General features: G+C 60.3%; 24 protein-coding genes. All 24 read left to right on the top strand.

The window, feature by feature from the left end:
• Position 1: 1 nt before the first annotated feature.
• The 24 genes from INS80_RS18835 to INS80_RS18720 all read left to right on the top strand — a co-directional run bounded on the left by INS80_RS18835 (position 2) and on the right by INS80_RS18720 (position 22,404).
• Positions 2–1,942, top strand: a complete 1,941-nt coding sequence (locus tag INS80_RS18835) for an acetyl-CoA carboxylase biotin carboxylase subunit (RefSeq protein WP_192967088.1) — start codon at positions 2–4, stop codon at positions 1,940–1,942.
• A gap of 84 nt (positions 1,943–2,026) precedes the next feature.
• On the top strand, positions 2,027–2,887 hold the full coding sequence (locus tag INS80_RS18830; RefSeq protein WP_192967087.1) for a hydroxymethylglutaryl-CoA lyase: 861 nt from the start codon (positions 2,027–2,029) through the stop codon (positions 2,885–2,887).
• Between the two features lie 25 nt (positions 2,888–2,912).
• A complete protein-coding gene (locus INS80_RS18825) occupies positions 2,913–3,695 on the top strand; it encodes a crotonase/enoyl-CoA hydratase family protein (RefSeq protein ID WP_192967086.1) in 783 nt (260 codons plus the stop codon).
• Between the two features lie 342 nt (positions 3,696–4,037).
• Complete coding sequence (locus INS80_RS18820) at positions 4,038–4,403, top strand: NADH-quinone oxidoreductase subunit A (RefSeq protein ID WP_192967085.1); 366 nt, start codon at positions 4,038–4,040, stop codon at positions 4,401–4,403.
• Positions 4,394–4,927 carry a NuoB/complex I 20 kDa subunit family protein gene (locus INS80_RS18815; protein ID WP_082996117.1) on the top strand — a complete coding sequence of 178 codons (534 nt, stop codon included), beginning with the start codon at positions 4,394–4,396 and terminating at the stop codon, positions 4,925–4,927. Before INS80_RS18820 ends, INS80_RS18815 begins: the two co-directional genes overlap by 10 nt.
• A gap of 24 nt (positions 4,928–4,951) precedes the next feature.
• Positions 4,952–5,557, top strand: coding sequence for an NADH-quinone oxidoreductase subunit C (locus INS80_RS18810; RefSeq protein WP_192967084.1), 606 nt, complete (start codon positions 4,952–4,954; stop codon positions 5,555–5,557).
• On the top strand, positions 5,557–6,771 hold the full coding sequence (locus INS80_RS18805) for an NADH-quinone oxidoreductase subunit D (protein WP_192967083.1): 1,215 nt from the start codon (positions 5,557–5,559) through the stop codon (positions 6,769–6,771). Before INS80_RS18810 ends, INS80_RS18805 begins: the two co-directional genes overlap by 1 nt.
• Positions 6,771–7,946 carry an NADH-quinone oxidoreductase subunit E gene (locus INS80_RS18800; RefSeq protein WP_192967082.1) on the top strand — a complete coding sequence of 392 codons (1,176 nt, stop codon included), beginning with the start codon at positions 6,771–6,773 and terminating at the stop codon, positions 7,944–7,946. The genes INS80_RS18805 and INS80_RS18800 overlap by 1 nt, the downstream gene beginning before the upstream one ends.
• A gap of 52 nt (positions 7,947–7,998) precedes the next feature.
• A complete protein-coding gene (locus INS80_RS18795) occupies positions 7,999–8,226 on the top strand; it encodes a DUF5337 domain-containing protein (RefSeq protein WP_192967081.1) in 228 nt (75 codons plus the stop codon).
• A 6-nt stretch (positions 8,227–8,232) separates the two neighbouring features.
• The gene (nuoF, locus tag INS80_RS18790) at positions 8,233–9,531 is read left to right on the top strand and encodes an NADH-quinone oxidoreductase subunit NuoF (protein ID WP_192967080.1); all 1,299 of its coding nucleotides are present in this window, start codon (positions 8,233–8,235) and stop codon (positions 9,529–9,531) included.
• A 115-nt stretch (positions 9,532–9,646) separates the two neighbouring features.
• A complete protein-coding gene (locus INS80_RS18785; RefSeq protein ID WP_192967079.1) occupies positions 9,647–10,363 on the top strand; it encodes a class I SAM-dependent methyltransferase in 717 nt (238 codons plus the stop codon).
• On the top strand, positions 10,360–10,713 hold the full coding sequence (locus tag INS80_RS18780; protein WP_192967078.1) for a hypothetical protein: 354 nt from the start codon (positions 10,360–10,362) through the stop codon (positions 10,711–10,713). The genes INS80_RS18785 and INS80_RS18780 overlap by 4 nt, the downstream gene beginning before the upstream one ends.
• Positions 10,714–10,814: 101 nt before the next feature.
• Positions 10,815–11,225: a DUF5333 domain-containing protein gene (locus INS80_RS18775; protein ID WP_192967077.1), complete on the top strand. Its 411-nt coding sequence runs from the start codon at positions 10,815–10,817 to the stop codon at positions 11,223–11,225.
• Between the two features lie 3 nt (positions 11,226–11,228).
• A complete protein-coding gene (gene nuoG, locus INS80_RS18770; RefSeq protein ID WP_192967076.1) occupies positions 11,229–13,244 on the top strand; it encodes an NADH-quinone oxidoreductase subunit NuoG in 2,016 nt (671 codons plus the stop codon).
• Positions 13,241–13,621 (top strand): YNQ4 family lipoprotein, encoded by a 381-nt coding sequence (locus tag INS80_RS18765; RefSeq protein WP_192967075.1) that lies wholly within the window; start codon positions 13,241–13,243, stop codon positions 13,619–13,621. The genes nuoG and INS80_RS18765 overlap by 4 nt, the downstream gene beginning before the upstream one ends.
• Positions 13,622–13,627: 6 nt before the next feature.
• The gene (gene nuoH, locus INS80_RS18760; RefSeq protein ID WP_192967074.1) at positions 13,628–14,665 is read left to right on the top strand and encodes an NADH-quinone oxidoreductase subunit NuoH; all 1,038 of its coding nucleotides are present in this window, start codon (positions 13,628–13,630) and stop codon (positions 14,663–14,665) included.
• Positions 14,666–14,667: 2 nt separating this feature from the next.
• Positions 14,668–15,162, top strand: coding sequence for an NADH-quinone oxidoreductase subunit NuoI (gene nuoI / locus INS80_RS18755; protein ID WP_192967073.1), 495 nt, complete (start codon positions 14,668–14,670; stop codon positions 15,160–15,162).
• Between the two features lie 7 nt (positions 15,163–15,169).
• Positions 15,170–15,592, top strand: a complete 423-nt coding sequence (locus INS80_RS18750) for a carboxymuconolactone decarboxylase family protein (RefSeq protein WP_192967072.1) — start codon at positions 15,170–15,172, stop codon at positions 15,590–15,592.
• Positions 15,589–16,191 carry an NADH-quinone oxidoreductase subunit J gene (locus INS80_RS18745; RefSeq protein WP_192967071.1) on the top strand — a complete coding sequence of 201 codons (603 nt, stop codon included), beginning with the start codon at positions 15,589–15,591 and terminating at the stop codon, positions 16,189–16,191. The genes INS80_RS18750 and INS80_RS18745 overlap by 4 nt, the downstream gene beginning before the upstream one ends.
• Positions 16,192–16,195: 4 nt before the next feature.
• Positions 16,196–16,501, top strand: a complete 306-nt coding sequence (nuoK, locus tag INS80_RS18740; RefSeq protein WP_005624625.1) for an NADH-quinone oxidoreductase subunit NuoK — start codon at positions 16,196–16,198, stop codon at positions 16,499–16,501.
• Positions 16,502–16,507: 6 nt separating this feature from the next.
• A complete protein-coding gene (gene nuoL / locus INS80_RS18735; RefSeq protein WP_192967070.1) occupies positions 16,508–18,580 on the top strand; it encodes an NADH-quinone oxidoreductase subunit L in 2,073 nt (690 codons plus the stop codon).
• Positions 18,580–20,127: an NADH-quinone oxidoreductase subunit M gene (locus tag INS80_RS18730; RefSeq protein ID WP_192967069.1), complete on the top strand. Its 1,548-nt coding sequence runs from the start codon at positions 18,580–18,582 to the stop codon at positions 20,125–20,127. Before nuoL ends, INS80_RS18730 begins: the two co-directional genes overlap by 1 nt.
• Before the next feature lie 14 nt (positions 20,128–20,141).
• Entirely contained in the window at positions 20,142–21,581 is a 1,440-nt protein-coding gene (nuoN, locus tag INS80_RS18725) for an NADH-quinone oxidoreductase subunit NuoN (protein ID WP_192967068.1), read from the top strand.
• A 76-nt stretch (positions 21,582–21,657) separates the two neighbouring features.
• Positions 21,658–22,404 carry a biotin--[acetyl-CoA-carboxylase] ligase gene (locus tag INS80_RS18720; RefSeq protein WP_192967067.1) on the top strand — a complete coding sequence of 249 codons (747 nt, stop codon included), beginning with the start codon at positions 21,658–21,660 and terminating at the stop codon, positions 22,402–22,404.
• The last annotated feature ends 8 nt before the right edge of the window (positions 22,405–22,412 follow it).

The raw sequence follows: 22,412 nt of genomic DNA, 5'->3' as shown, positions 1-22,412 counted from the left end.
CATGTTTGACAAAATTCTGATCGCAAACCGGGGCGAGATCGCCTGCCGCGTTATGGAAACCGCCCGCGCCATGGGCGTGAAAACCGTCGCCATCTATTCGGATGCTGACCGCGCATCGAAACATGTGGCCATGGCGGATGAGGCCTGCCACATCGGCACCGGCTCTGCCCCCGCCGACAGCTACCTTCTGGGGGATGAGATCATAGCCATCGCCAAGGCGACTGGCGCTCAGGCGATCCACCCCGGCTATGGCTTTCTGTCGGAAAACCCCGAGTTCGTGGACGCGGTCGAGGCGGCTGGCCTTGTGTTTATCGGCCCTTCGGCGGATGCGATCCGCAAGATGGGACTAAAGGACGCGGCCAAGGCGCTGATGGAGGAGGCGGGCGTGCCCGTCGTCCCCGGCTATCACGGCAAGAACCAGGATCCCGAGCACCTGTCCGGTGCCGCTGACACCATCGGCTACCCTGTCCTGATCAAGGCGGTTGCAGGCGGTGGCGGCAAGGGCATGCGCCTTGTGGAGCAGCCCGAGGACTTCATGGAAGCGCTCAAAAGCGCCCAAGGTGAAGCCACCACGGCCTTTGGCAACCCGGATGTGCTGATCGAGAAATACATTCAGCAGCCCCGCCATATCGAAGTGCAGGTCTTTGGAGATGGCACCACAGCGGTGCATCTCTTTGAACGGGACTGTTCGCTCCAGCGTCGTCACCAGAAGGTCATAGAAGAGGCGCCCGCGCCCGGCATGACCGCCGAAATGCGCGAGGCCATGGGCCGTGCCGGTGTGCGCGCAGCCGAGGCGATTGGCTATAAAGGGGCCGGTACGGTGGAGTTCATCGTCGATGGCTCGAATGGTCTGCGCCCGGACGGGTTCTGGTTCATGGAGATGAACACCCGTCTGCAGGTGGAACATCCTGTGACGGAGCTGATCACCGGCGTCGATCTGGTGGAATGGCAGCTGCGCGTCGCATCGGGTGAAAGCCTGCCGAAACAGCAGGACGAGCTGACCATCACCGGCCATGCCTTTGAGGCGCGGCTGTATGCCGAAGACGTGCCAAAGGGGTTCTTGCCCGCAACCGGCACGCTGACGCATCTGCAATTCCCCGATAGCTGCCGCGCCGACAGCGGCGTGCGGGCAGGGGATACCATCAGCCCCTGGTATGATCCGATGATCTCCAAGGTGATTGTGCATGGCCCCACCCGCGCGGTCGCCCTGTCGCGCCTGTCGCAGGCCCTTGCGGAAACCGAGGTGGGCGGCACGGTCACGAACCTTGCCTTCCTTGGCGCCTTGGCCGCACATGAAGGCTTTGCCGCGGGGGATGTGGACACCGGCCTGATTGCGCGGGATTTGGATCGGCTGGTGCAGGCGCCCATGGTCAAGCCCGAGCACAAGGCCGCCGCCGGAATGCAGGCGCTGGGCCTGATCAACACCGCTTGGGACACCGGCTTTACCCTGTGGTCCGACCTGCACCGCTCGGTTCATCTCAGCCTTCAGGGCGAAGAGTTCGAGGCCATGGTCGAGGTGGACGGGCCGGATCGTCAGGTCTGGACCATTGGCGAGGAACAGGTGATTGCAAACCGGATTGGCGGTGCTTGGGTCCTTGGTGGCGACCGGCTGCCGCCGATGGCGCAGGCGGAAAATACGATCACCGTCTTTGATGGCTACGGGATCCAGTTCGAGGTGATCGATCCGCTGGATCGCGCATCGGCTGCCGGGGGCGACATGAATGTGATCGAGGCGCCGATGCCGGGTCTGGTCAAGGCTGTCTTTGCCGAGGCAGGCCAAGAGGTGAAGGAGGGCGATCGTCTTGCCATTCTGGAAGCCATGAAGATGGAGCATTCGCTCTTGGCGGCGCGCGATGGCACCGTGGCCGAGGTTCTGGCCGCCGCGGGCGATCAGGTCGAGGCGGGCGCCGCGCTGGTGCGTCTGGACGCAGCGGAAGACTGATCTTCAGTAGAAAAGCAGATGCGCTGGCGGCAGGCTGTCGCCAGGGCAAGCAACGAAGGCCGGATCGCCAAGGGAGGGCACGCCATGACGCAACGCGTTGAGATTTTCGAGATGGGTCCGCGCGACGGGCTGCAGAATGAAAAGCGGGCCATTCCGGTGGCGGAAAAGATCGCGCTGGTGGATTGCCTGTCGCGCGCTGGCTTCCGGCGGATCGAGGTGGCGAGCTTTGTCTCGCCCAAATGGGTGCCGCAGATGGCGGGCAGTGGTGAGGTTCTGGCCGGTATCAAACGTGCTCCCGGCGTTTCTTATGCCGCACTGACCCCAAATATGCGCGGCTACGAGGATGCGGTCGCGGCAAAGGCGGATGAAATCGCGGTTTTTGCGGCGGCCTCCGAAGGGTTCTCCAAGGCCAATATCAACGCGACAATTGCCGAAAGCATTGAGCGTTTCCTGCCCATCCTGGAGGCGGCGAAGAAGATCGACCTGCCCGTACGGGGTTATGTCTCTTGCGTGACCGATTGCCCCTACGATGGCGCTACCCCGCCGGAAAAGGTGGCAGAAGTGGCAGAGCGGCTGTTTGAACTTGGCTGCTATGAGATCTCTCTGGGGGATACCATCGGGCAGGGCACGCCGGAGACGATCACGAAAATGCTGGAAGCGGTGAAGGCCCGCGTACCGATCGAGAAACTGGCTGGGCATTATCATGACACCGCGGGGAGGGCGATCGCCAACATCGATGCTTCGCTCGCGCAGGGCGTGCGGGTCTTCGATGCCGCCGTAGGCGGGCTTGGCGGCTGCCCCTATGCGCCGGGCGCGGCTGGGAATGTGGCAACCGAGACGGTGCATGCGCATCTGACGGCGCTTGGATATGACACGGGGCTCGATGCACGGGTTCTGGATGAGGCTGCCGAACTTGCCCGCGCCATGCGTGGCGTTGCGGCGTGACGGGAAGAAGAAAGAGAGCAAGACCATGTTCAACACGATCAAGCTGGAAACGGACGAGCGCGGGGTTGCCACACTCACCCTCAACCGCCCGGACAAACACAACGCCATGTCCGGCGAAATGCTCTTGGAGCTGAAACAGGCGGCGCAGGATCTTGGCGAAGATGAAAGCGTGCGTGTGGTGGTTCTGACGGGATCGGGCAAGAGTTTCTGCGCGGGCGGGGACCTTGGCTGGATGCAGGCGCAAATGACGGCGGATGCCGCGACCCGTGCAAAAGAGGCGCGGGTTCTGGCCGACGTGCTGATGCTGCTCAATACGCTGCCAAAGCCCCTGATCGGGGCGATCCAGGGCAATGCCTTTGGCGGCGGCGTTGGTATGGCCTCGGTCTGCGATGTGGCGGTTGGTGTCGATAGCCTAAAGATGGGCCTGACCGAGACCAAACTGGGGCTGATCCCGGCCACAATCGGTCCCTATGTCATTGCCCGCATGGGCGAAGCACGCGCACGCCGGGTTTTCATGTCGGCGCGGCTTTTTGGTGCGGCCGAAGCGGTCGACCTCGGCCTTCTGGCGAGAATCGTTCCGTCGGATCAATTGGCCGAAGCGGTGGAAGCGGAAGTGCTTCCTTACATGGCCTGCGCGCCGGGGGCTGTTGCTGCCGCCAAGAAACTGACTCGGGATCTGGGGCCGCGCCTGGATGAGTCCACTATCGATCATACCATCAAAGCGCTGGTAGACCGCTGGGAGGGCGCCGAAGCCCCCGAGGGGATTGCGGCGTTCTTCGAAAAGCGCAAGCCCAGCTGGCAGCGGTAGTCGGCGCCCTGCCGACCGCCCCAGAGGCCATCAGATAGGGGCTTTCCAAGGGGTTTTGCGAAGGTTTGTCGATAGACCAAAAATTCTGACTGTTTCTATCAGGCGCGCCCCAAATCTGGGCGCGCTTGCCGTTTGATAAACATAGATAAATTCGCATGTGATGTTGGGTGGATGCGGGTGTTATTTGGGCTAAATGATGTCATCGGGTCGCGCTGTTAAAGTAAGGGTAATCCAAACCAAATGCCTGTGTTGACGGTGGGGGGGCAGGGGAGTAGACACGGCCCAAGTCAACACGCCAATTGACGGCGCGCGAGAACCCGCGCGCGCGGAAAGGAGCCACTCGTGGAAGAGATGTTGCGGGAATACCTCCCGATCCTGGTGTTTCTGGCCGTCGCCATCGGCCTTGGAATTGTCCTTATTCTGGCGGCCGTTGTGCTCGCCGTGCGCAATCCCGACCCGGAAAAAGTAAGTGCTTACGAATGTGGTTTCAACGCGTTCGACGACGCCCGTATGAAATTCGACGTGCGATTTTACCTGGTGTCGATTCTGTTCATCATTTTCGATCTGGAAATCGCCTTCCTGTTCCCGTGGGCCGTGGGCTTTGCGGATCTGAGCGATACGGCCTTCTGGTCAATGATGGTGTTCCTGGGCGTGCTGACCGCCGGCTTTGCCTATGAATGGAAGAAGGGGGCCCTGGAATGGGAGTGATGACCGGAGCCAACACCGCTGGTGTCGACAAGGAAGTCGTCACCCAGGCCCTGAATGCCGAGCTGCAGGACAAAGGTTTCCTGCTGACCTCGGCTGAGGATATCATCAATTGGGCGCGCACCGGCTCGCTGCACTGGATGACCTTTGGTCTGGCGTGCTGCGCGGTTGAGATGATGCACACCTCGATGCCCCGCTATGACGCCGAACGCTTTGGCATCGCGCCGCGCGCCTCTCCGCGCCAGTCGGACGTGATGATTGTGGCCGGAACGCTCACCAACAAGATGGCGCCCGCGTTGCGCAAGGTCTACGATCAGATGCCCGAGCCGCGTTACGTGATCTCAATGGGCTCCTGCGCCAATGGCGGTGGCTACTACCACTACAGCTATTCGGTTGTGCGCGGCTGTGACCGTATCGTTCCGGTGGATGTCTATGTGCCGGGCTGCCCGCCGACGGCAGAGGCGCTGCTTTACGGTCTGATGCAGCTGCAACGCAAGATCCGCCGCACCGGCACCCTGGTCCGCTGATCGGCTTTGGTTGGAGATTTGATGATGACTGAAGCACTGAACGAACTCGGATCCCAGATCGCGGCCAAGCGTCCGGATTGCGTCATCGCATGGGATGTGACCCATGATGAGTTGAACGTCGACGTGGCGCCCGCCAATATCGCGGGCCTGGTCGAGTTTCTGCGCACTGATGCGACCTGCAAGTTTTCCACCCTCGTGGACATCACGGCAGTCGACTACCCCGAGCGGGCCAAGCGGTTCGACGTGGTCTACCACTTCCTGTCGATGTACCAGAACCAGCGCATCCGCCTGCGGGTGTCTGTGCGCGAGGATGAAATGGTACCCTCGATTGTCGATGTGCACCCCTCGGCCAACTGGTTCGAGCGTGAGGTCTTCGACATGTTCGGGATCCTCTTCACCGGCCACCCGGACCTGCGCCGCATCCTGACCGACTATGGTTTCCGCGGCCACCCGCTGCGCAAGGACTTCCCGACCACCGGCTATACCGAGGTGCGTTATGACGAGGCGCAAAAGCGCGTGGTCTATGAACCGGTAAGCCTGGTGCAGGAATACCGCCAGTTTGACTTCATGTCCCCGTGGGAGGGTGCCGAATACATCCTGCCCGGCGATGAAAAAGAGGGGGCGAAATGATGGACGGCTCCAAAGGTTTCGATGACGCCCTGACGGGCGAGCAGAAGATCCGCAACTTCAACATCAACTTCGGCCCGCAGCACCCTGCGGCGCACGGCGTGCTGCGTCTGGTGCTCGAACTCGACGGTGAGATCGTCGAGCGCTGCGATCCGCACATCGGCCTCCTGCATCGCGGCACCGAAAAGCTGATGGAAAGCCGCACCTACCTGCAGAACCTGCCCTATTTCGACCGCCTCGACTATGTGGCGCCGATGAACCAGGAACATGCATGGTGTCTCGCGATTGAAAAGCTTTGCGGTGTTGAAGTGCCCCGCCGGGCCTCGCTGATCCGGGTTCTGTACTCGGAAATCGGCCGTATTCTGAACCACCTCTTGAACGTCACCACGCAGGCGATGGACGTTGGCGCGCTGACCCCGCCGCTGTGGGGCTTTGAAGAGCGCGAGAAGCTGATGATCTTCTACGAGCGCGCCTGTGGTGCCCGCCTTCACGCGGCCTACTTCCGCCCCGGCGGCGTGCATCAGGATCTGCCCGACGAGCTGATCGACGATATTGAGGAATGGGCAATCGAATTCCCCAAGGTCCTTGAGGATATCGACGGGTTGCTCACGGAAAACCGCATCTTCAAGCAGCGTAACTGCGACATTGGCGTGGTGAGCGAGCAGGAAATTCAGGACTACGGATTCTCCGGCGTGATGGTGCGCGGATCGGGCCTCGCCTGGGATCTGCGTCGCGCGCAGCCCTATGAGTGCTATGACGAATTCGACTTCCAGATCCCGGTCGGCAAGAACGGCGACTGCTATGACCGCTACCTCGTCCGCATGGAAGAGATGCGCCAGTCGCTGTCGATCATCCGTCAGGCTATCCACAAGCTGCGCGAAGCCACCGGCGACGTGCTGGCCCGTGGCAAGCTGACTCCGCCGAAACGGGGCGACATGAAAACCTCGATGGAAAGCCTGATCCACCACTTCAAGCTTTACACCGAGGGTTTCCACGTGCCCGAAGGCGAAGTCTATGCCGCCGTCGAGGCGCCCAAGGGCGAATTCGGCGTCTACCTTGTGGCGGACGGGAGCAACAAACCCTACCGCGCCAAGCTGCGCGCGCCGGGCTATCTGCACCTGCAAGCCATGGACCATGTGGCCAAGGGTCACCAACTTGCCGACGTGGCTGCCATTATCGGCACCATGGACGTCGTATTTGGAGAGATTGACCGCTAATGCTCCGTCGTCTGCATTCCGAACAACCCGAAAGCTTTGCCTTCACGCCCGACAACCAGAAATGGGCCGAAGCGCAAGTGACCAAATACCCCGAGGGGCGTCAGGCCTCTGCCGTGATCCCGCTTTTGTGGCGCGCACAGGAACAGGAAGGCTGGGTCAGCAAGCCCGCGATCGAATATATCGCGGACATGCTGGGCATGGCCTATATCCGCGTGCTCGAGGTTGCCTCCTTCTACTTTATGTTCCAGCTGCAGCCCACGGGCTCGGTCGCGCATGTGCAGATCTGTGGGACCACCTCCTGCATGATCTGCGGCGCCGAGGACCTGATCGCGGTCTGCAAGGAAAAGATCGCGCCCAAGCCCTTTACCCTGTCGGCGGATGGCAAGTTCACCTGGGAAGAGGTGGAATGCCTCGGCTCCTGCACGAACGCGCCTATGGCGCAGATCGGCAAGGACTATTTCGAAGACCTGACCACCGAAAGCTTCACCAAGATCCTGGATGATCTGGCGGCAGGCAAACCGGTTGTGCCGGGTCCGCAGAATGGTCGCTACGCGGCTGAGCCGAAATCGGGCCTGACCTCGCTCACCGAATACGACAGCGGCAAGACGCAGTATAACGCGTCGGTGCAGCTGGCGGTGGATCTGGGCGACAGCGTCAAGCGCATTCAGGGCGATGAGGTTCCGATCCTGACACCTTGGATTGGCAAGGACGGTGTGGTTGCAGGCCGCGCCGCCGAAGGCCAGCCGCCAAAGGCGCCCGAGGCTGCGAAACCAGCCGCCAAACAAGCGGCGGAGGCGAAACCTGCGCCGAAAAAGGCTCCGGTCAAAAAGGTCGCCGCGCCTGAACCTGCTTCGCCCGAAGGGGCAGCCGCCAAGGCAACGGAAGAGGCCGCACCCGAGACGCTGACAGAGGCGCGCGGTGGCAAGCCGGATGATCTGAAGCTCTTGAAAGGCGTTGGCCCCAAGCTCGAGCAGACCCTGAACGAGCTGGGCTTCTTCCACTTTGACCAGATCGCCAAATGGACCGAGGCCGAAGTCGCATGGGTCGACAGCCGCCTGAAGTTCAAGGGCCGCATCGAACGCGACGGCTGGATCGTCCAGGCGGCGCAGTTGGCCTCCGGGGAAGAGACCGAATTCGCCAAGAAGGCCAAAGACGACGGCCGCTACGAAGATTAACCCGTCTTCCGCCCCATGATCACCGGGGCGGGGGATCAGACATTGGGACCCAATGAGCACGGATAAGGACAAAGCGATTGCCGCCAAGGGACGCCATATCTCCCTTGTGATTGCCGGAACCATGCTGGCCTGGCTTGCTTTGACCCTGTTCATTGGTCCGGCGATCGGATTGCCGGGCCGCTATGCTCTTCTGTTCGATTTCCTCGCACTGGCGGGGATGATCTATGCAGGGGTCAACATCGTTCAACTCTGGCGCATGCGCCAGGACAACCAAAGGTAGGCAGACATGCTGAAGGACCAGGACCGGATCTTTACCAACCTGTACGGGATGCATGAGCGGACGCTCAAAGGCGCTCAGGCGCGCGGCCACTGGGATGGCACCGCCGGTCTGATCGAAAAGGGGCGGGACTGGATCATCCAGACCATGAAGGACTCCGGTCTGCGTGGCCGGGGCGGTGCGGGCTTTCCCACCGGTCTGAAATGGTCCTTCATGCCCAAGGAAAGCGACGGTCGCCCGGCCTATCTGGTGATCAATGCGGATGAATCCGAGCCCGGCACCTGTAAAGACCGCGAAATCATGCGTCACGATCCGCACACGCTGATCGAAGGCGCGCTGATCGCCTCCTTCGCGATGAATGCACACACCTGCTACATCTACCTGCGCGGCGAATACATCCGCGAGCGCGAGGCCCTGCAGGCGGCCATCGACGAGTGCTATGACAAGGGCCTTCTGGGCAAGAACGCAGCTGGTTCCGGTTGGGACTTTGACGTCTTCCTGCACCACGGTGCCGGCGCCTATATCTGTGGTGAAGAAACCGCGCTGATCGAGAGCCTTGAGGGCAAGAAGGGCATGCCCCGCATGAAGCCGCCGTTCCCGGCGGGTGCGGGTCTTTATGGCTGCCCGACCACGGTGAACAACGTTGAATCCATCGCCGTTGTGCCCACCATCCTGCGCCGCGGCGCAGAGTGGTTCGCAGGCTTTGGTCGTCCCAACAACGCGGGCACCAAGCTGTTCGCGATCTCCGGCCATGTGAACAACCCCTGCGTCGTCGAAGAGGCGATGTCGATCTCTTTCGAGGAACTGATCGAAAAGCACTGCGGTGGCATTCGCGGCGGCTGGGACAACCTCCTGGCGGTGATCCCCGGCGGATCTTCGGTGCCCTGTGTGCGCGGTGAAAACATGCGCGATGCGATCATGGATTTCGACTACCTGCGCGGCGAGCTGGGCTCGGGCCTTGGCACGGCGGCGGTGATCGTCATGGACAAGCAGACCGACATCATCAAGGCGATCTGGCGTCTGTCCAAGTTCTACAAACACGAAAGCTGCGGCCAGTGCACCCCCTGCCGCGAAGGCACCGGCTGGATGATGCGTGTCATGGATCGTTTGGTGAAAGGCGAGGCCGAGCTGGAAGAGATCGACATGCTGTGGGATGTGACCAAACAGGTCGAAGGCCACACCATCTGTGCCCTTGGTGATGCGGCGGCTTGGCCGATCCAAGGCCTGATCCGCAACTTCCGCGAAGAGATCGAAGACCGCATCAAGGCGCAGAAATCGGGCCGTATGGGCGCGATGGCGGCTGAGTAACAAAAACCGTCAGGCGAAGAACCATCTCAATGACCTATTCCCCTAATATCGCAGACAGACAAGGCCGAGCCTCTTGTGCCCGCTGCTTGGCTGCGTCCATGCGGGAGGGCACGTCATGAAACGGTTCCGGTTCGAAGACGGCGGGGACATCGTAGAGGATATCCGCCACAAGTACGGCTTCGATGGTGATCTCGTCGAAATCTATGCGACCAATCCGGGGCCGACGGTGCACAAATGGCATCACTATCTGCCGCTCTATGATCGTTACTTCAGCCGTTTTCGGGGCAGCGCGGTTCGGTTTCTGGAGGTTGGCGTCAACAAGGGTGGAAGTCTGCAGGTCTGGCGCAAATATCTGGGCGAGGATGCCGTCATCTTCGGCATCGACATCCGCGAGAGCTGTGCCGAACTGGACGGTCAGGCGGGACGAGTACGTATCGGAAGCCAGGATGATCCCGATTTTCTGGACAGTGTGGTGGCCGAAATGGGCGGTGTGGATGTGGTGCTTGATGATGGGAGCCATCAGATGCCCCATGTGCGAAAAACCTTTGAACACCTGTTTCCCAAGCTTGCGGAAGGTGGGATCTACATGGTCGAGGACCTGCATACAGCCTACCTGCGCCGGTTTGGCGGCGGCCTTACCCGAAACAGCAACTTCTTTGCCTTTGTTCGCGAGCTGACGGATGATCTGCACCACTGGTACCACCGTGGTGAACCCAAATATCCGGATCTGAGCGCCGAACTGGGCGGCATTCACGTGCATGATTCTATTGCCGTATTCGAGAAGCAAAAGGTGCATAAACCGGTTCATTCATGGGTGGGGGACGCGCGATGAGTATTTCGCTGAAAACCATTTCTGTCTTGGCGCTTTCCGGAGCACTTCTTGGCGGCTGCGGCAGCTCTTTTAAGGACCGTACCTTGTATGATGGGGTTGCCTTCAAAACCAAAGCCAAAGCGGTGGACAAGAAAGTATCACTCGCGGCCTTCCGGGTTGAGGTCGCCAAGGCGTCCCAGTCCTATGAAGGTGCTCGCCTGGCAGCTCATCACGCGGGCGTAACCTATTGCCTTACAGACGCCGGTTATGGAACCTCACAAATCGTTTGGGACGTGGACCCCTACGATCCCGAGGCAGAGCTGCGACTGGACGGGGATACCGCCATCTTCCACGGGACGTGTCAATCGTGAGCAATGCTGTGGCATATCCCGGCGCCGTGTGTGGCTTGACGTTATTGAATAGCGGGCAATCCCGCGCGTCTGATTGGCCTTTCCATCGGAAGGAAACTGCCATGAAACGTGTCGTAATGTGTCTGATGTCCGCCGCCGCGCTTGCGGTTGCCCCCGTGGCCGCCTTTGCAAAACCGCCTCTGCGTAGTGTTGCGGAAATCGAAGAGCCGTTGTTCGCTGTTGCGGTCGCCAAAGAGGTTAGTGATCACTGCGACAGCCTAACCGCTCGGTTCTGGAAGGGCGTCGGTGAGCTGCGCCGCCTGCGCACGCGCGCCAATGAGCTTGGCTATTCGGACAGCGAGATCCGCGCCTACATCGGCTCGGGCACGGAAAAGGCCCGGATGCGGGCAAAGGGAGAGGCGCTTTTTGCAAGCAGCGGCGTCTCATACGACAAACCGGAAACATTCTGTGCGTTCGGTCGCGCGGAAATCAAGAAAAACAGCGCGATCGGCGTTTTACTGAGGGCGAAATAGACCATGTCTGACCTCCGCAAGATCAACATTGACGGAACCGAGATCGAGGTGGATGGGGCCATGACCCTGATCCAGGCCTGTGAAGTGGCTGGCGTGGAAATCCCGCGTTTCTGCTATCACGAGCGCCTGTCCATCGCCGGCAACTGCCGCATGTGCCTGGTCGAAGTGGTTGGCGGCCCGCCGAAACCGGCGGCGTCCTGCGCGATGCAGGTGCGCGATCTGCGCCCTGGGCCTGAAGGTCAGGCACCGGTGGTCAAGACCAACTCGCCCATGGTGAAAAAGGCCCGCGAGGGCGTGATGGAGTTCCTCCTGATCAACCACCCGCTGGATTGCCCGATCTGTGACCAGGGCGGTGAGTGCGATCTGCAGGATCAGGCCATGGCCTATGGCGTTGATTTCAGCCGATTCCGCGAAGCCAAGCGTGCCGTGGACGATCTGGATCTTGGCCCGCTTGTTGGCACCGCAATGACCCGCTGTATCAGCTGTACCCGCTGCGTACGCTTCACCACCGAGGTGGCAGGGATCACCCAGATGGGTCAGACCGGCCGCGGTGAAGACGCAGAGATCACCAGCTACTTGAATGAGACGCTGGATTCGAACCTGCAGGGCAACATCATTGATCTTTGCCCGGTGGGGGCGCTGACCTCCAAGCCCTATGCCTTTACCGCGCGCCCGTGGGAGCTGACCAAGACTGAAACCATCGACGTGATGGACGCGCTTGGTTCCAACATCCGGGTGGACACCAAGGGCCGCGAAGTGATGCGCATCCTGCCGCGCAACCATGACGGCGTGAATGAAGAGTGGATCTCGGACAAGACCCGTTTCGTATGGGACGGTCTGCGCCGCCAGCGTCTGGACCGCCCCTATGTGCGAGTCGACGGTAAACTGAAGCCTGCCACCTGGCCTGAGGCCTTGGCGGCAGCCGCAGGCGCAATGAAGGGCAAGAAGGTTGCCGGGCTGGTCGGCGACCTGGTGCCGGTTGAAGCGGCCTTTGCTCTGAAACAGTTGATCGAGGGGCAGGGCGGCGCCGTGGAATGCCGCACGGACAATGCCCGCCTCGCCATTGCCAACCGCTCTGCCTATGTGGGCACCGCCGCAATCGAGGACATTGATGCGGCCGGGGCGATCCTGCTCGTGGGCACGAACCCGCGTGACGAGGCGCCGGTGCTGAATGCCCGCATTCGCAAAGCTTGGATCAATGGCGCCAACATTGGCCTGATCGGCGCGGCTGTCGACCTGACCTACGATTACGAGCACATCGGTACGGACCGCGCGGCTTTGGATGCGGCCGTGAAGAACGCTCATGACATTGCAGACAAAGCCCCTGTGATCATCGTTGGCCAGGGCGCACTGCGTGAGGCGGATGGTCTGGCTGTTATGGCCAAGGTTCAGGAGCTTGCGGCGAAATCGGGCGCCAAGGTTCTGGTCCTGCACACCGCAGCGGCCCGCGTGGGCGCCATGGACATCGGCGCAGTCACCGAAGGGGGCATGGCCGCAGCTATCGATGGGGCAGAGGTGATCTACAACCTCGGCGCCGACGAGGTGGAGATCGAGCCGGGTGCATTCGTTATCTATCAGGGCAGCCACGGTGATCGCGGGGCCCACCGCGCAGACGTGATCCTGCCGGGCGCCGCATATACCGAGGAAAATGGTCTTTTCGTAAACACCGAGGGACGCCCTCAGCTGGCCATGCGCGCCGGTTTCGCACCGGGTGAAGCCAAGGAAAACTGGGCCATCCTGCGCGCGCTGAGTGCCGAAGTGGACGCTAAGCTTCCTTATGATTCGCTGGCGCAGCTGCGCCAAGCGCTGGTTGCCGAGGCGCCGCACCTCGCCAAAGTTGACCAGGTTGCACAAAATGAGGTCGTGGCACTCGATAGCGAACCGCTGGGCAAGGCGGACTTCCTGCCTGCGGTAAAGGACTTCTACCTGACCAACCCGATCGCGCGCGCGTCGCAGCTGATGGCAGAGCTGTCTGCCAATGCGAAAGCCCGCAAAACCGACAAGATCGCGGCCGAGTGAGCCGCGCTGCACTCATATCGTCCCTGATGCTGGGGGCCTGTGCGCAGGCGCCCGGCACTGGTGAGACTTCGCCCCAGTATAAAGGGGTAAAGACCAGCCTGCTGGGTGGCGATCTGGTGCAGTTCAACGTTGCAATGTCCGGTGCCCGTTCACAGGCGGACCTGGATAACTACGCCGAATGTGCGGCCGCGCAATATGCGCTGATCCGGGGTTACGGGTTTGCGCGCCACGTGCGCACAAAAATGAAACAAGAGGGTGGCAATCAGACGGCAGATGCTGTCTACACCATCTCGCCTGCCCTCCCGCGCGGTCTGCGCACCATCGACGCCGAAGTCGTGGTGGCGGATTGCAAGGCAAACGGAATACCCACGGTGTGAGGACCTATGGCTGACTTCTTTAACACCCCAGGCGGCATCGCCGTTCTGATACTGGCGCAAGTGCTTGCAGTTGTTGCCTTTGTCATGATTTCGCTTCTGTTCCTCGTCTACGGGGACCGCAAGATCTGGGCAGCGGTGCAGATGCGCCGGGGCCCCAACGTGGTGGGGGTCTTTGGCCTGCTGCAAACCGTGGCCGACGCGCTCAAATACGTGGTCAAAGAGGTCGTAATCCCTGCAGGTTCTGACCGCACGGTGTTTATCCTGGCACCACTGACCTCGTTTGTTCTCGCAATGATCGCCTGGGCGGTGATCCCGTTCAACGATGGCTGGGTCCTGTCGGACATTAACGTTGCGATCCTCTATGTCTTTGCCGTGTCGAGCCTTGAGGTCTACGGCGTTATCATGGGTGGCTGGGCGTCGAACTCGAAGTATCCCTTCTTGGGCAGCCTGCGGTCTGCGGCGCAGATGATCTCCTACGAGGTGTCGATCGGCCTGATCATTATCGGTGTGATCCTCTCCACCGGCTCGATGAACTTCGGCGACATTGTGCGTGCGCAGGACGGTGATGCGGGCCTCTTCAACTGGTATTGGCTGCCGCACTTCCCGATGGTCTTCCTGTTCTTCATCTCGGCGCTTGCGGAAACCAACCGCCCGCCGTTTGACCTTCCCGAAGCGGAATCGGAACTGGTTGCCGGCTATCAGGTTGAATACTCGTCCACGCCGTTCCTTTTGTTCATGGCTGGGGAATACATCGCCATCTTCCTGATGTGCGCCCTGACCACGCTGCTCTTCTTCGGTGGTTGGCTGTCGCCCGTACCGTTCCTGCCGGACAGCCCGCTGTGGATGGTCGCCAAGATGGCCTTCTTCTTCTTCCTCTTCGCAATGGTGAAGGCGATCACCCCGCGTTATCGCTATGACCAGCTGATGCGCCTTGGCTGGAAGGTCTTCCTGCCCTTCAGCTTGGTCTGGGTGGTCTTCGTCGCCTTTGCTGCAAAATTCGACTGGTTCTGGGGGGCATTTGCCCGCTGGACAACTGGGGGCTGATCATGACGCAGATCGATTACACCCGTGCTGCAAAGTATTTCCTGCTGCAGGATTTTTGGGTCGGTTTCAAACTGGGGCTGAAATACTTCTTCGCCCCCAAGGCTACCGTGAATTACCCGCATGAAAAGGGTCCGCTGAGCCCGCGTTTCCGCGGTGAGCACGCCCTGCGCCGGTATCCCAACGGTGAAGAGCGCTGCATCGCCTGCAAACTCTGCGAGGCGGTGTGCCCTGCGCAGGCGATCACGATTGATGCCGAACCGCGCGAGGACGGCTCCCGCCGCACCACCCGCTATGACATCGACATGACCAAATGTATCTACTGCGGTTTCTGCCAGGAAGCCTGTCCGGTGGATGCCATCGTGGAGGGGCCGAACTTCGAATTCGCCACCGAAACCCGTGAAGAGCTGTTCTACGACAAGGAAAAGCTGCTTTCCAACGGGGAGCGCTGGGAGGCCGAGATCGCCCGCAATCTGGAAATCGACGCACCTTACCGGTGATAGGACCATGACAGAGACGCCAAAGAATCCCTTTGAGGCCATGATGGCCCAGGCCCATGAAATGGCCAAAGCGTTCAATCCAGCGCTTGAGCATTTCTCGCCTGCCGAGGCCATGAAGGGTTTCGAGGCGCTGTGGCCGACCATGCCCAAGGAGGCCATGGAACTGATGTTCGGCAAGACCGTCAACAAGGACGGTCTGGATGCCAAGACCCGCCTGCTGCTGACGCTGGCGGGGCTGACCATGCAAGGCGCACAGGCGGACACCGCCCTGCGCCAGACCGTGCGCCACGCCATCGAGGCGGGCGCGAAGAAACAAGAGATCGTTGAAACGATCGGACAGATGTCGGTCTTTGCCGGCATTCCGGCCATGACCCGCGCGCTGGAGCTGGCGCAGGAGGTCATGGACGACAAAAGGGACGATGAGACATGAGCGTTTTTGCCTTCTACCTCTTCGCCATAAGCGCCATCACCGGCGGGCTGTTCACTGTGATCAGCCGCCAGCCGGTGCATTCGGTGCTGTGGCTGATCCTGGCCTTTATTTCCTCGGCTGGGCTGTTCGTGCTTCTGGGGGCGGAATTCGTCGCCATGCTGCTGGTCATCGTCTACGTGGGGGCGGTCGCGGTTCTGTTCCTCTTTGTGGTGATGATGCTGGATGTGGACTTTGCCGAGCTGAAGGCCGAGATGGCCCGTTACATGCCGGTGGCGCTGCTCATCGGAGTTGTGATCCTGATGCAGTTCGTCATGGCCTACGGCGCCTGGGAAAGCGCACCTCTGGCCTCGGAACTGATCGCGCAGCCGGTCCCGGCCGACCGTCATAACACCGAGGCGCTTGGCCTCATCATCTATGATCAATATTTCCTTTTGTTCCAGCTGGCAGGTCTGATCCTTCTGGTGGCCATGATTGGCGCCATTGTACTGACCCTGCGCCACCGCAAGGATGTCAAACGTCAGGACGTTGTCGCCCAGATGATGCGCGACCCGGCCAAGGCGATGGAACTCAAGGACGTGAAACCGGGGCAGGGGCTGTAAGGCGATGATCGGACTTGAACACTATCTCACCGTTGCGGCGACGCTGTTCGTCATTGGCATTTTTGGCCTGTTCCTGAACCGCAAGAACGTGATCATCCTCTTGATGAGCATCGAGTTGATGCTCTTGGCGGTGAACATCAACCTTGTGGCCTTCTCCAGCTTCCTTGGCGATCTGGTGGGGCAGGTCTTTACCTTGTTCGTTCTGACCGTGGCCGCCGCCGAGGCCGCCATCGGCCTTGCGATCCTGGTTTGCTTCTTCCGCAACCGCGGCACCATCGCCGTCGAAGACATCAACGTGATGAAGGGCTAAAGCGTCATGGAAACCATCCTTCTCTTTGCCCCCTTGGTCGGGGCGGTGATCTGCGGCTTTGGCTGGAAGTTCATTGGCGAAAAGGCGGCGATGATCACGGCCACCGGCCTGCTCTTCCTCTCTGCCGCTCTGTCGTGGATCGTCTTCTTGACCTTTGACGGCACCACTCAGAACATCGAAATCCTGCGCTGGATCGAAAGCGGATCGCTCTCCACGTCCTGGGGGATCCGGCTCGACCGGCTGACCGCGATTATGTTGATCGTTGTGACCACGGTCTCCAGCCTGGTGCATCTCTATTCCTTTGGATACATGGCGCATGATCCGCAGTGGAAGGACGGCGAGAGCTACAAGCCGCGCTTCTTTGCTTACCTTTCTTTCTTTACCTTCGCGATGCTGATGCTGGTAACGGCGGACAACCTGGTTCAGATGTTCTTTGGCTGGGAGGGCGTGGGCGTCGCCTCTTACCTCCTGATCGGCTTTTACTACCGCAAGCCCTCGGCCAACGCGGCGGCGATGAAGGCCTTTATCGTCAACCGTGTAGGTGACTTCGGTTTTGCGCTGGGTATCTTTGGCCTGTTCCTGCTGACCGACAGTATCAACTTCAACGACATCTTCGCGGCGATGCCCGAGATCGCAGAGACCGAGGTTGCGTTCCTTTGGGGTGAGTGGAATGCGGCCAACCTGATTGCAGTGCTTCTGTTCATCGGCGCCATGGGCAAATCGGCGCAGCTGATCCTGCACACCTGGCTGCCTGACGCGATGGAAGGCCCGACGCCGGTGTCGGCCCTGATCCACGCCGCAACAATGGTGACCGCCGGTGTGTTCCTCGTGTGCCGGATGTCGCCGCTGATGGAATTCGCACCCGAGGCAACCACCTTCGTCACCGTGCTTGGTGCGACGACCGCCTTCTTCGCTGCGACCGTGGGCCTTGTACAGACGGACATCAAGCGCGTCATTGCTTATTCCACCTGTTCCCAGCTTGGCTACATGTTCGTGGCTGCTGGTGTCGGCATGTATTCGGCGGCGATGTTCCACCTGTTCACCCACGCCTTCTTCAAGGCGATGCTGTTCCTTGGTGCCGGCTCGGTGATCCATGCGATGCATCACGAGCAGGACATGATGAACTACGGTGGTCTGCGCAAAAAAATCCCCTATACCTTTGCGGCGATGATGATCGGCACGCTGGCCATCACCGGCGTTGGTATTCCGCTGACCTACATTGGCTTTGCAGGGTTCTTCTCCAAGGATGCGATTATCGAAAGTGCCTATGCCGCCGGCTCCATGTACGGCTTCTGGCTCCTGGTGATTGCCGCCGCGATGACTTCGTTTTACTCGTGGCGCCTGATCTTCCTGACCTTCTACGGCAAGCCGCGCGGCGACAAACATACGCATGACCACGCGCATGAAAGCCCGATGGTCATGCTGATCCCGCTGGGTGTTTTGGCGCTGGGGGCGGTCTTCGCGGGCGTGGTTTGGTACAAGAGCTTCTTTGGCCATGCAGACACCGTTGGCAAGTTCTATGGCATTCCCTATGCCGAAGCCGCTGCCGACGATCACGGCGAGGCCAAGGATGATCACGGCGAAGCCGCCAAGGGCGAACATCACTATGTGTTCACCGGCAAGCCCGGAGAAGGCGCGCTTTACTTCGCACCGGAAAACACCGTGCTTGACGATGCTCACAACGTTGACAAGTGGGTCAAGTTCTCTCCCTTCATCGCGATGCTGGGCGGCCTGATCATGGCGCTGTGGTTCTACATCTGGAACCCCTCGCTCCCGGCACGCCTGGCAGAGAACCAGCGCCCATTGTACCTGTTCCTCAAGAACAAGTGGTACTTTGACGAGCTTTATGACGCGATCTTCGTCAAACCAGCGATTGCGATCGGCCGCTTCTTCTGGAAGAAGGGCGATGGCAAGACGATTGATGGTTTCCTGAACGGTGTGGCAATGGGCATCGTGCCCTTCTTCACGCGTCTCGCTGGCCGGGCCCAGTCCGGCTTCATCTTTACCTATGCCTTCTGGATGGTGCTGGGCATTGCCGCCCTTGTTACCTGGATGTCGATCGGCGGAGGAGCGCACTGATGGACAACATCCTTTCTATTGTCACCTTTATCCCGGCGTTTGCTGCGGGCCTGATGGCCCTGCTGCTCCGGGGGGATGACGAAGCGGGACAACGCAACGCCAAATGGATCGCGCTCCTGGCGACCTCGATCACCTTTTTGGCGTCGCTGTCGATCTACGCGAACTTTGATCCAGCAAACACCGGCTTTCAGTTTGTCGAAGAGGCCGAGTGGATCTTTGGCCTGAAGTACAAGATGGGCGTCGACGGCATTTCGGTGCTGTTCGTGATGCTGACGACTTTTGTGATGCCGCTGACCATTCTGGCCAGCTGGAACGTCACCACCCGCGTCAAAGAGTATATGGTGGCCTTCCTGCTGCTTGAGACCCTGATGCTGGGCGTCTTCATGGCGCTGGATTTGGTGCTGTTCTACCTGTTCTTCGAGGCAGGCCTGATCCCGATGTTCCTGATCATCGGTATCTGGGGCGGCAAGGAGCGCATCTACGCGTCGTTCAAGTTCTTCCTCTACACCTTTTTCGGCTCGGTTCTGATGCTGGTCGCCATGGTCGCCATGTATGCGGACGCGGGCACCACGGACATCGAAACCCTCCTGACGCATAGCTTCTCGGCTGCAAGCTTTGATGTTCTTGGCATCCACATCGTTGGCGGCATGCAGACGCTGTTGTTCCTCGCCTTCTTTGCCTCCTTTGCGGTGAAGATGCCCATGTGGCCGGTGCATACCTGGCTGCCGGATGCGCACGTTCAGGCGCCGACCGCAGGCTCGGTCGTGCTGGCGGCGATCCTCTTGAAGATGGGCGGCTACGGCTTCCTGCGCTTTTCCTTGCCGATGTTCCCGGTGGGCGCGGATGTGATGACAGATCTGATCCTGTGGATGTCCGCCATTGCGGTTGTCTATACCTCGCTGGTGGCGATGGTGCAGGAGGACATGAAGAAGTTGATCGCATATTCGTCGGTCGCGCACATGGGTTTTGTGACCATGGGGATCTTTGCAGCCAACCAGCAGGGCATTGACGGCGCCATCTTCCAGATGCTGAGCCACGGCTTCATCTCGGCGGCGCTGTTCCTGTGCGTCGGCGTCATCTATGATCGTATGCATACCCGCGACATCGACGCCTATGGCGGCCTCGTGATCCGCATGCCCGCCTATGCTCTGGTCTTCATGTTCTTTACCATGGGCAACGTGGGCCTGCCGGGCACTTCGGGCTTTGTCGGTGAATTCCTGACCCTGATGGGCACCTTCCAAAAGAACACCTGGGTTGCGGCTGTGGCTGCAACCGGCGTGATCTTCTCGGCGGGCTATGCCCTCTGGCTCTATCGGCGGGTGGTTTTTGGCGATCTGATTAAGGAGAGCCTCAAGACCATCAAGGACATGGATGCGCGCGAGCGGTTCATCTTCGCGCCGCTGGTGGTGATGACCATCCTTCTGGGCGTCTACCCGTCGCTTGTCACCGATATCATAGGCCCGTCGACCGAGGCGCTGATTTCGAACTTCAACCAATCTCTGGCCGCCGCTGACACCTCGTCGGCGACCCAGATTGCTTCGCACTAAGGGAGCCAAGGCAGATGATCCAAGCTGATCTCTCCATCGTCCTGCCAGAGATTGTTCTGGCGCTCTACGCAATGGTGGCGCTCCTGGTGGCCGTTTACACCAGCAAGGACAAACTGGCCACGACGCTTGTCTGGGCCACTTCCGGCCTGATGGTTGCCCTGGCGGTCTGGATCGCCACAGCGGGCAGTGGCAGCAACGAAGCCTTTGGCGGCATGTTCGTCGATGATGGCTTTTCGCGTTTTGCCAAGGTGGTGATCTTGGTCGCCGCTGCTGCGGTGATGATTATGGGACAGGAATACATGTCCCGCCGCGGCATGCTGCCCTTCGAATACCCCATCCTGATCGCGCTGAGCGCAGTCGGTATGATGGTGATGGTATCCGCCGGCGATCTGATGGCGCTGTACATGGGGCTCGAACTGCAGTCGCTGGCGCTTTACGTGGTTGCCTCCCTGCGCCGCGATAGCATCAAATCGACTGAAGCGGGCCTCAAGTACTTCGTTCTTGGCGCGCTGTCCTCTGGTCTGCTGCTCTACGGTGCTTCGTTGGTCTATGGCTTCGCCGGAACCACCAAGTTCACCGGTATCATTCAGGTGGCCGAGCATGGTGAAATGTCGCTTGGCATGCTCTTTGGCCTCGTGTTCCTGATCTCTGGCATGGCCTTCAAGGTTTCTGCCGTGCCGTTCCACATGTGGACCCCTGATGTCTACGAAGGCTCCCCCACACCGGTGACGGCTTTCTTTGCGACCGCGCCTAAGGTTGCCGCGATGGGACTTTTCGCACGTGTGCTGCATGACGCCTTTGGCGGCGCGATTGTCGACTGGCAGCAGGTCATCGTGGTCCTGTCGGTGCTGTCCATGTTCCTGGGCGCCGTTGCGGCCATCGGTCAGCGTGACATCAAACGCCTGATGGCTTTCTCGTCCATTGCCCACATGGGCTATGCGATGATCGGCCTGGCGGCGGGCACCGAGGTAGGCGTTTCGGCGATGCTCGTGTATCTGGCGATCTATGTCACCATGAATGTCGGAACCTTCTCCTTCATCCTGATGCTGGAAAAGGACGGTAAGCCGGTCACGGACATCAACGCGCTGAACCAGTTTGCATCCCGCGAGCCGGGCAAGGCGCTGGCGGTTCTGATCCTGATGTTCTCGCTGGCCGGTGTTCCGCCGATGCTGGGCTTCTTTGCCAAGCTGGGCGTCTGGCAGGCTGGTGTCGAAGCAGGGCTCATGGGGCTGGTCATCGCGTCGGCCATCGCGTCTGTTATCGGTGCCTTCTACTACCTGCGGATCGTCTTCTACATGTACTTCGGTGGCTCCGAAGAAGAGGTAGAAGCCAAGGGATCGCCTGTGCTGACCGTCGGTCTGATGGCCTCTGCGGCGCTGATGCTGATCGGTGTGGTCTACCAGTTCGGAATTGACGGAGCGGCTGCGGCTGCGGCTGCAACCCTTGTCAATTGATCGATACCAAAGACAAGCTGAAAGGGCCCGGTCGCAGGACCGGGCCTTTTGCGCATTTTTATAAGCGAGAGTGGCGATGAGCTGGCCTGCTGGATATGGAAAACGCGTTCTTCCCGAAGTTGACAGCACTTTGGATGAGGCGGCTCGGATCGCTGGTGATCTGACGGGGCCGGAATGGATTCTGGCCTTGCGCCAGACAAAGGGGCGTGCAAGGCGAGGCCGAGACTGGAAAGATCCTCGCGGCAACTTTGCGGCAACCCTTGTGTTCCGCCCCGATGGGGCTGCAGATCAGGTTGCCTTGAGAAGCTTCGTGGCATCTTTGGCGCTGTATGATGCCTGCGTTGCAGTCACCGGGCGCCGGGATGGTCTTGCCTTGAAGTGGCCAAACGACGTGCTGCTGAACGGGGGGAAGCTGGCGGGTATCCTCCTCGAAAGTACCGGGCAGGGCAGCGGGGTCACCTATTTGTCGATCGGGATTGGGGTCAATCTGATGGAAACCCCGATGAAAGAGTGGCTGGAACCGGGCGCCGTTTGGCCGGTCTCGCTGCTCTCTGAAACCGGGATTCAGGTGTCTGCCGAGGAGTTCCTAGAGGCGCTGGCCCAGGCCTATGCCCGCTATGAGGCGCAGTTCGTTACATATGGGTTCGAGCCGATCCGCACCGCCTGGCTGTCTCGTGCGGCTAAGCTGGGGGAGGTCATCACCGCCCGGACCGCAACATCGGACACCGAAGGCACCTTTGAAACGGTGGACGCCCGGGGCAACCTTGTCCTAAACACCGCCAAAGGCCGCGTCACCATTCCCGCCGCGGATGTCTACTTCTAGGAAAGGCG

Source organism: Phycobacter azelaicus, from assembly GCF_014884385.1.
Classification (GTDB): Bacteria; Pseudomonadota; Alphaproteobacteria; order Rhodobacterales; family Rhodobacteraceae; genus Phycobacter; species Phycobacter azelaicus.
The sequence above is the reverse complement of the archived record's forward strand: the minus strand, read 5'-3'. Positions and strand labels throughout refer to the sequence as shown.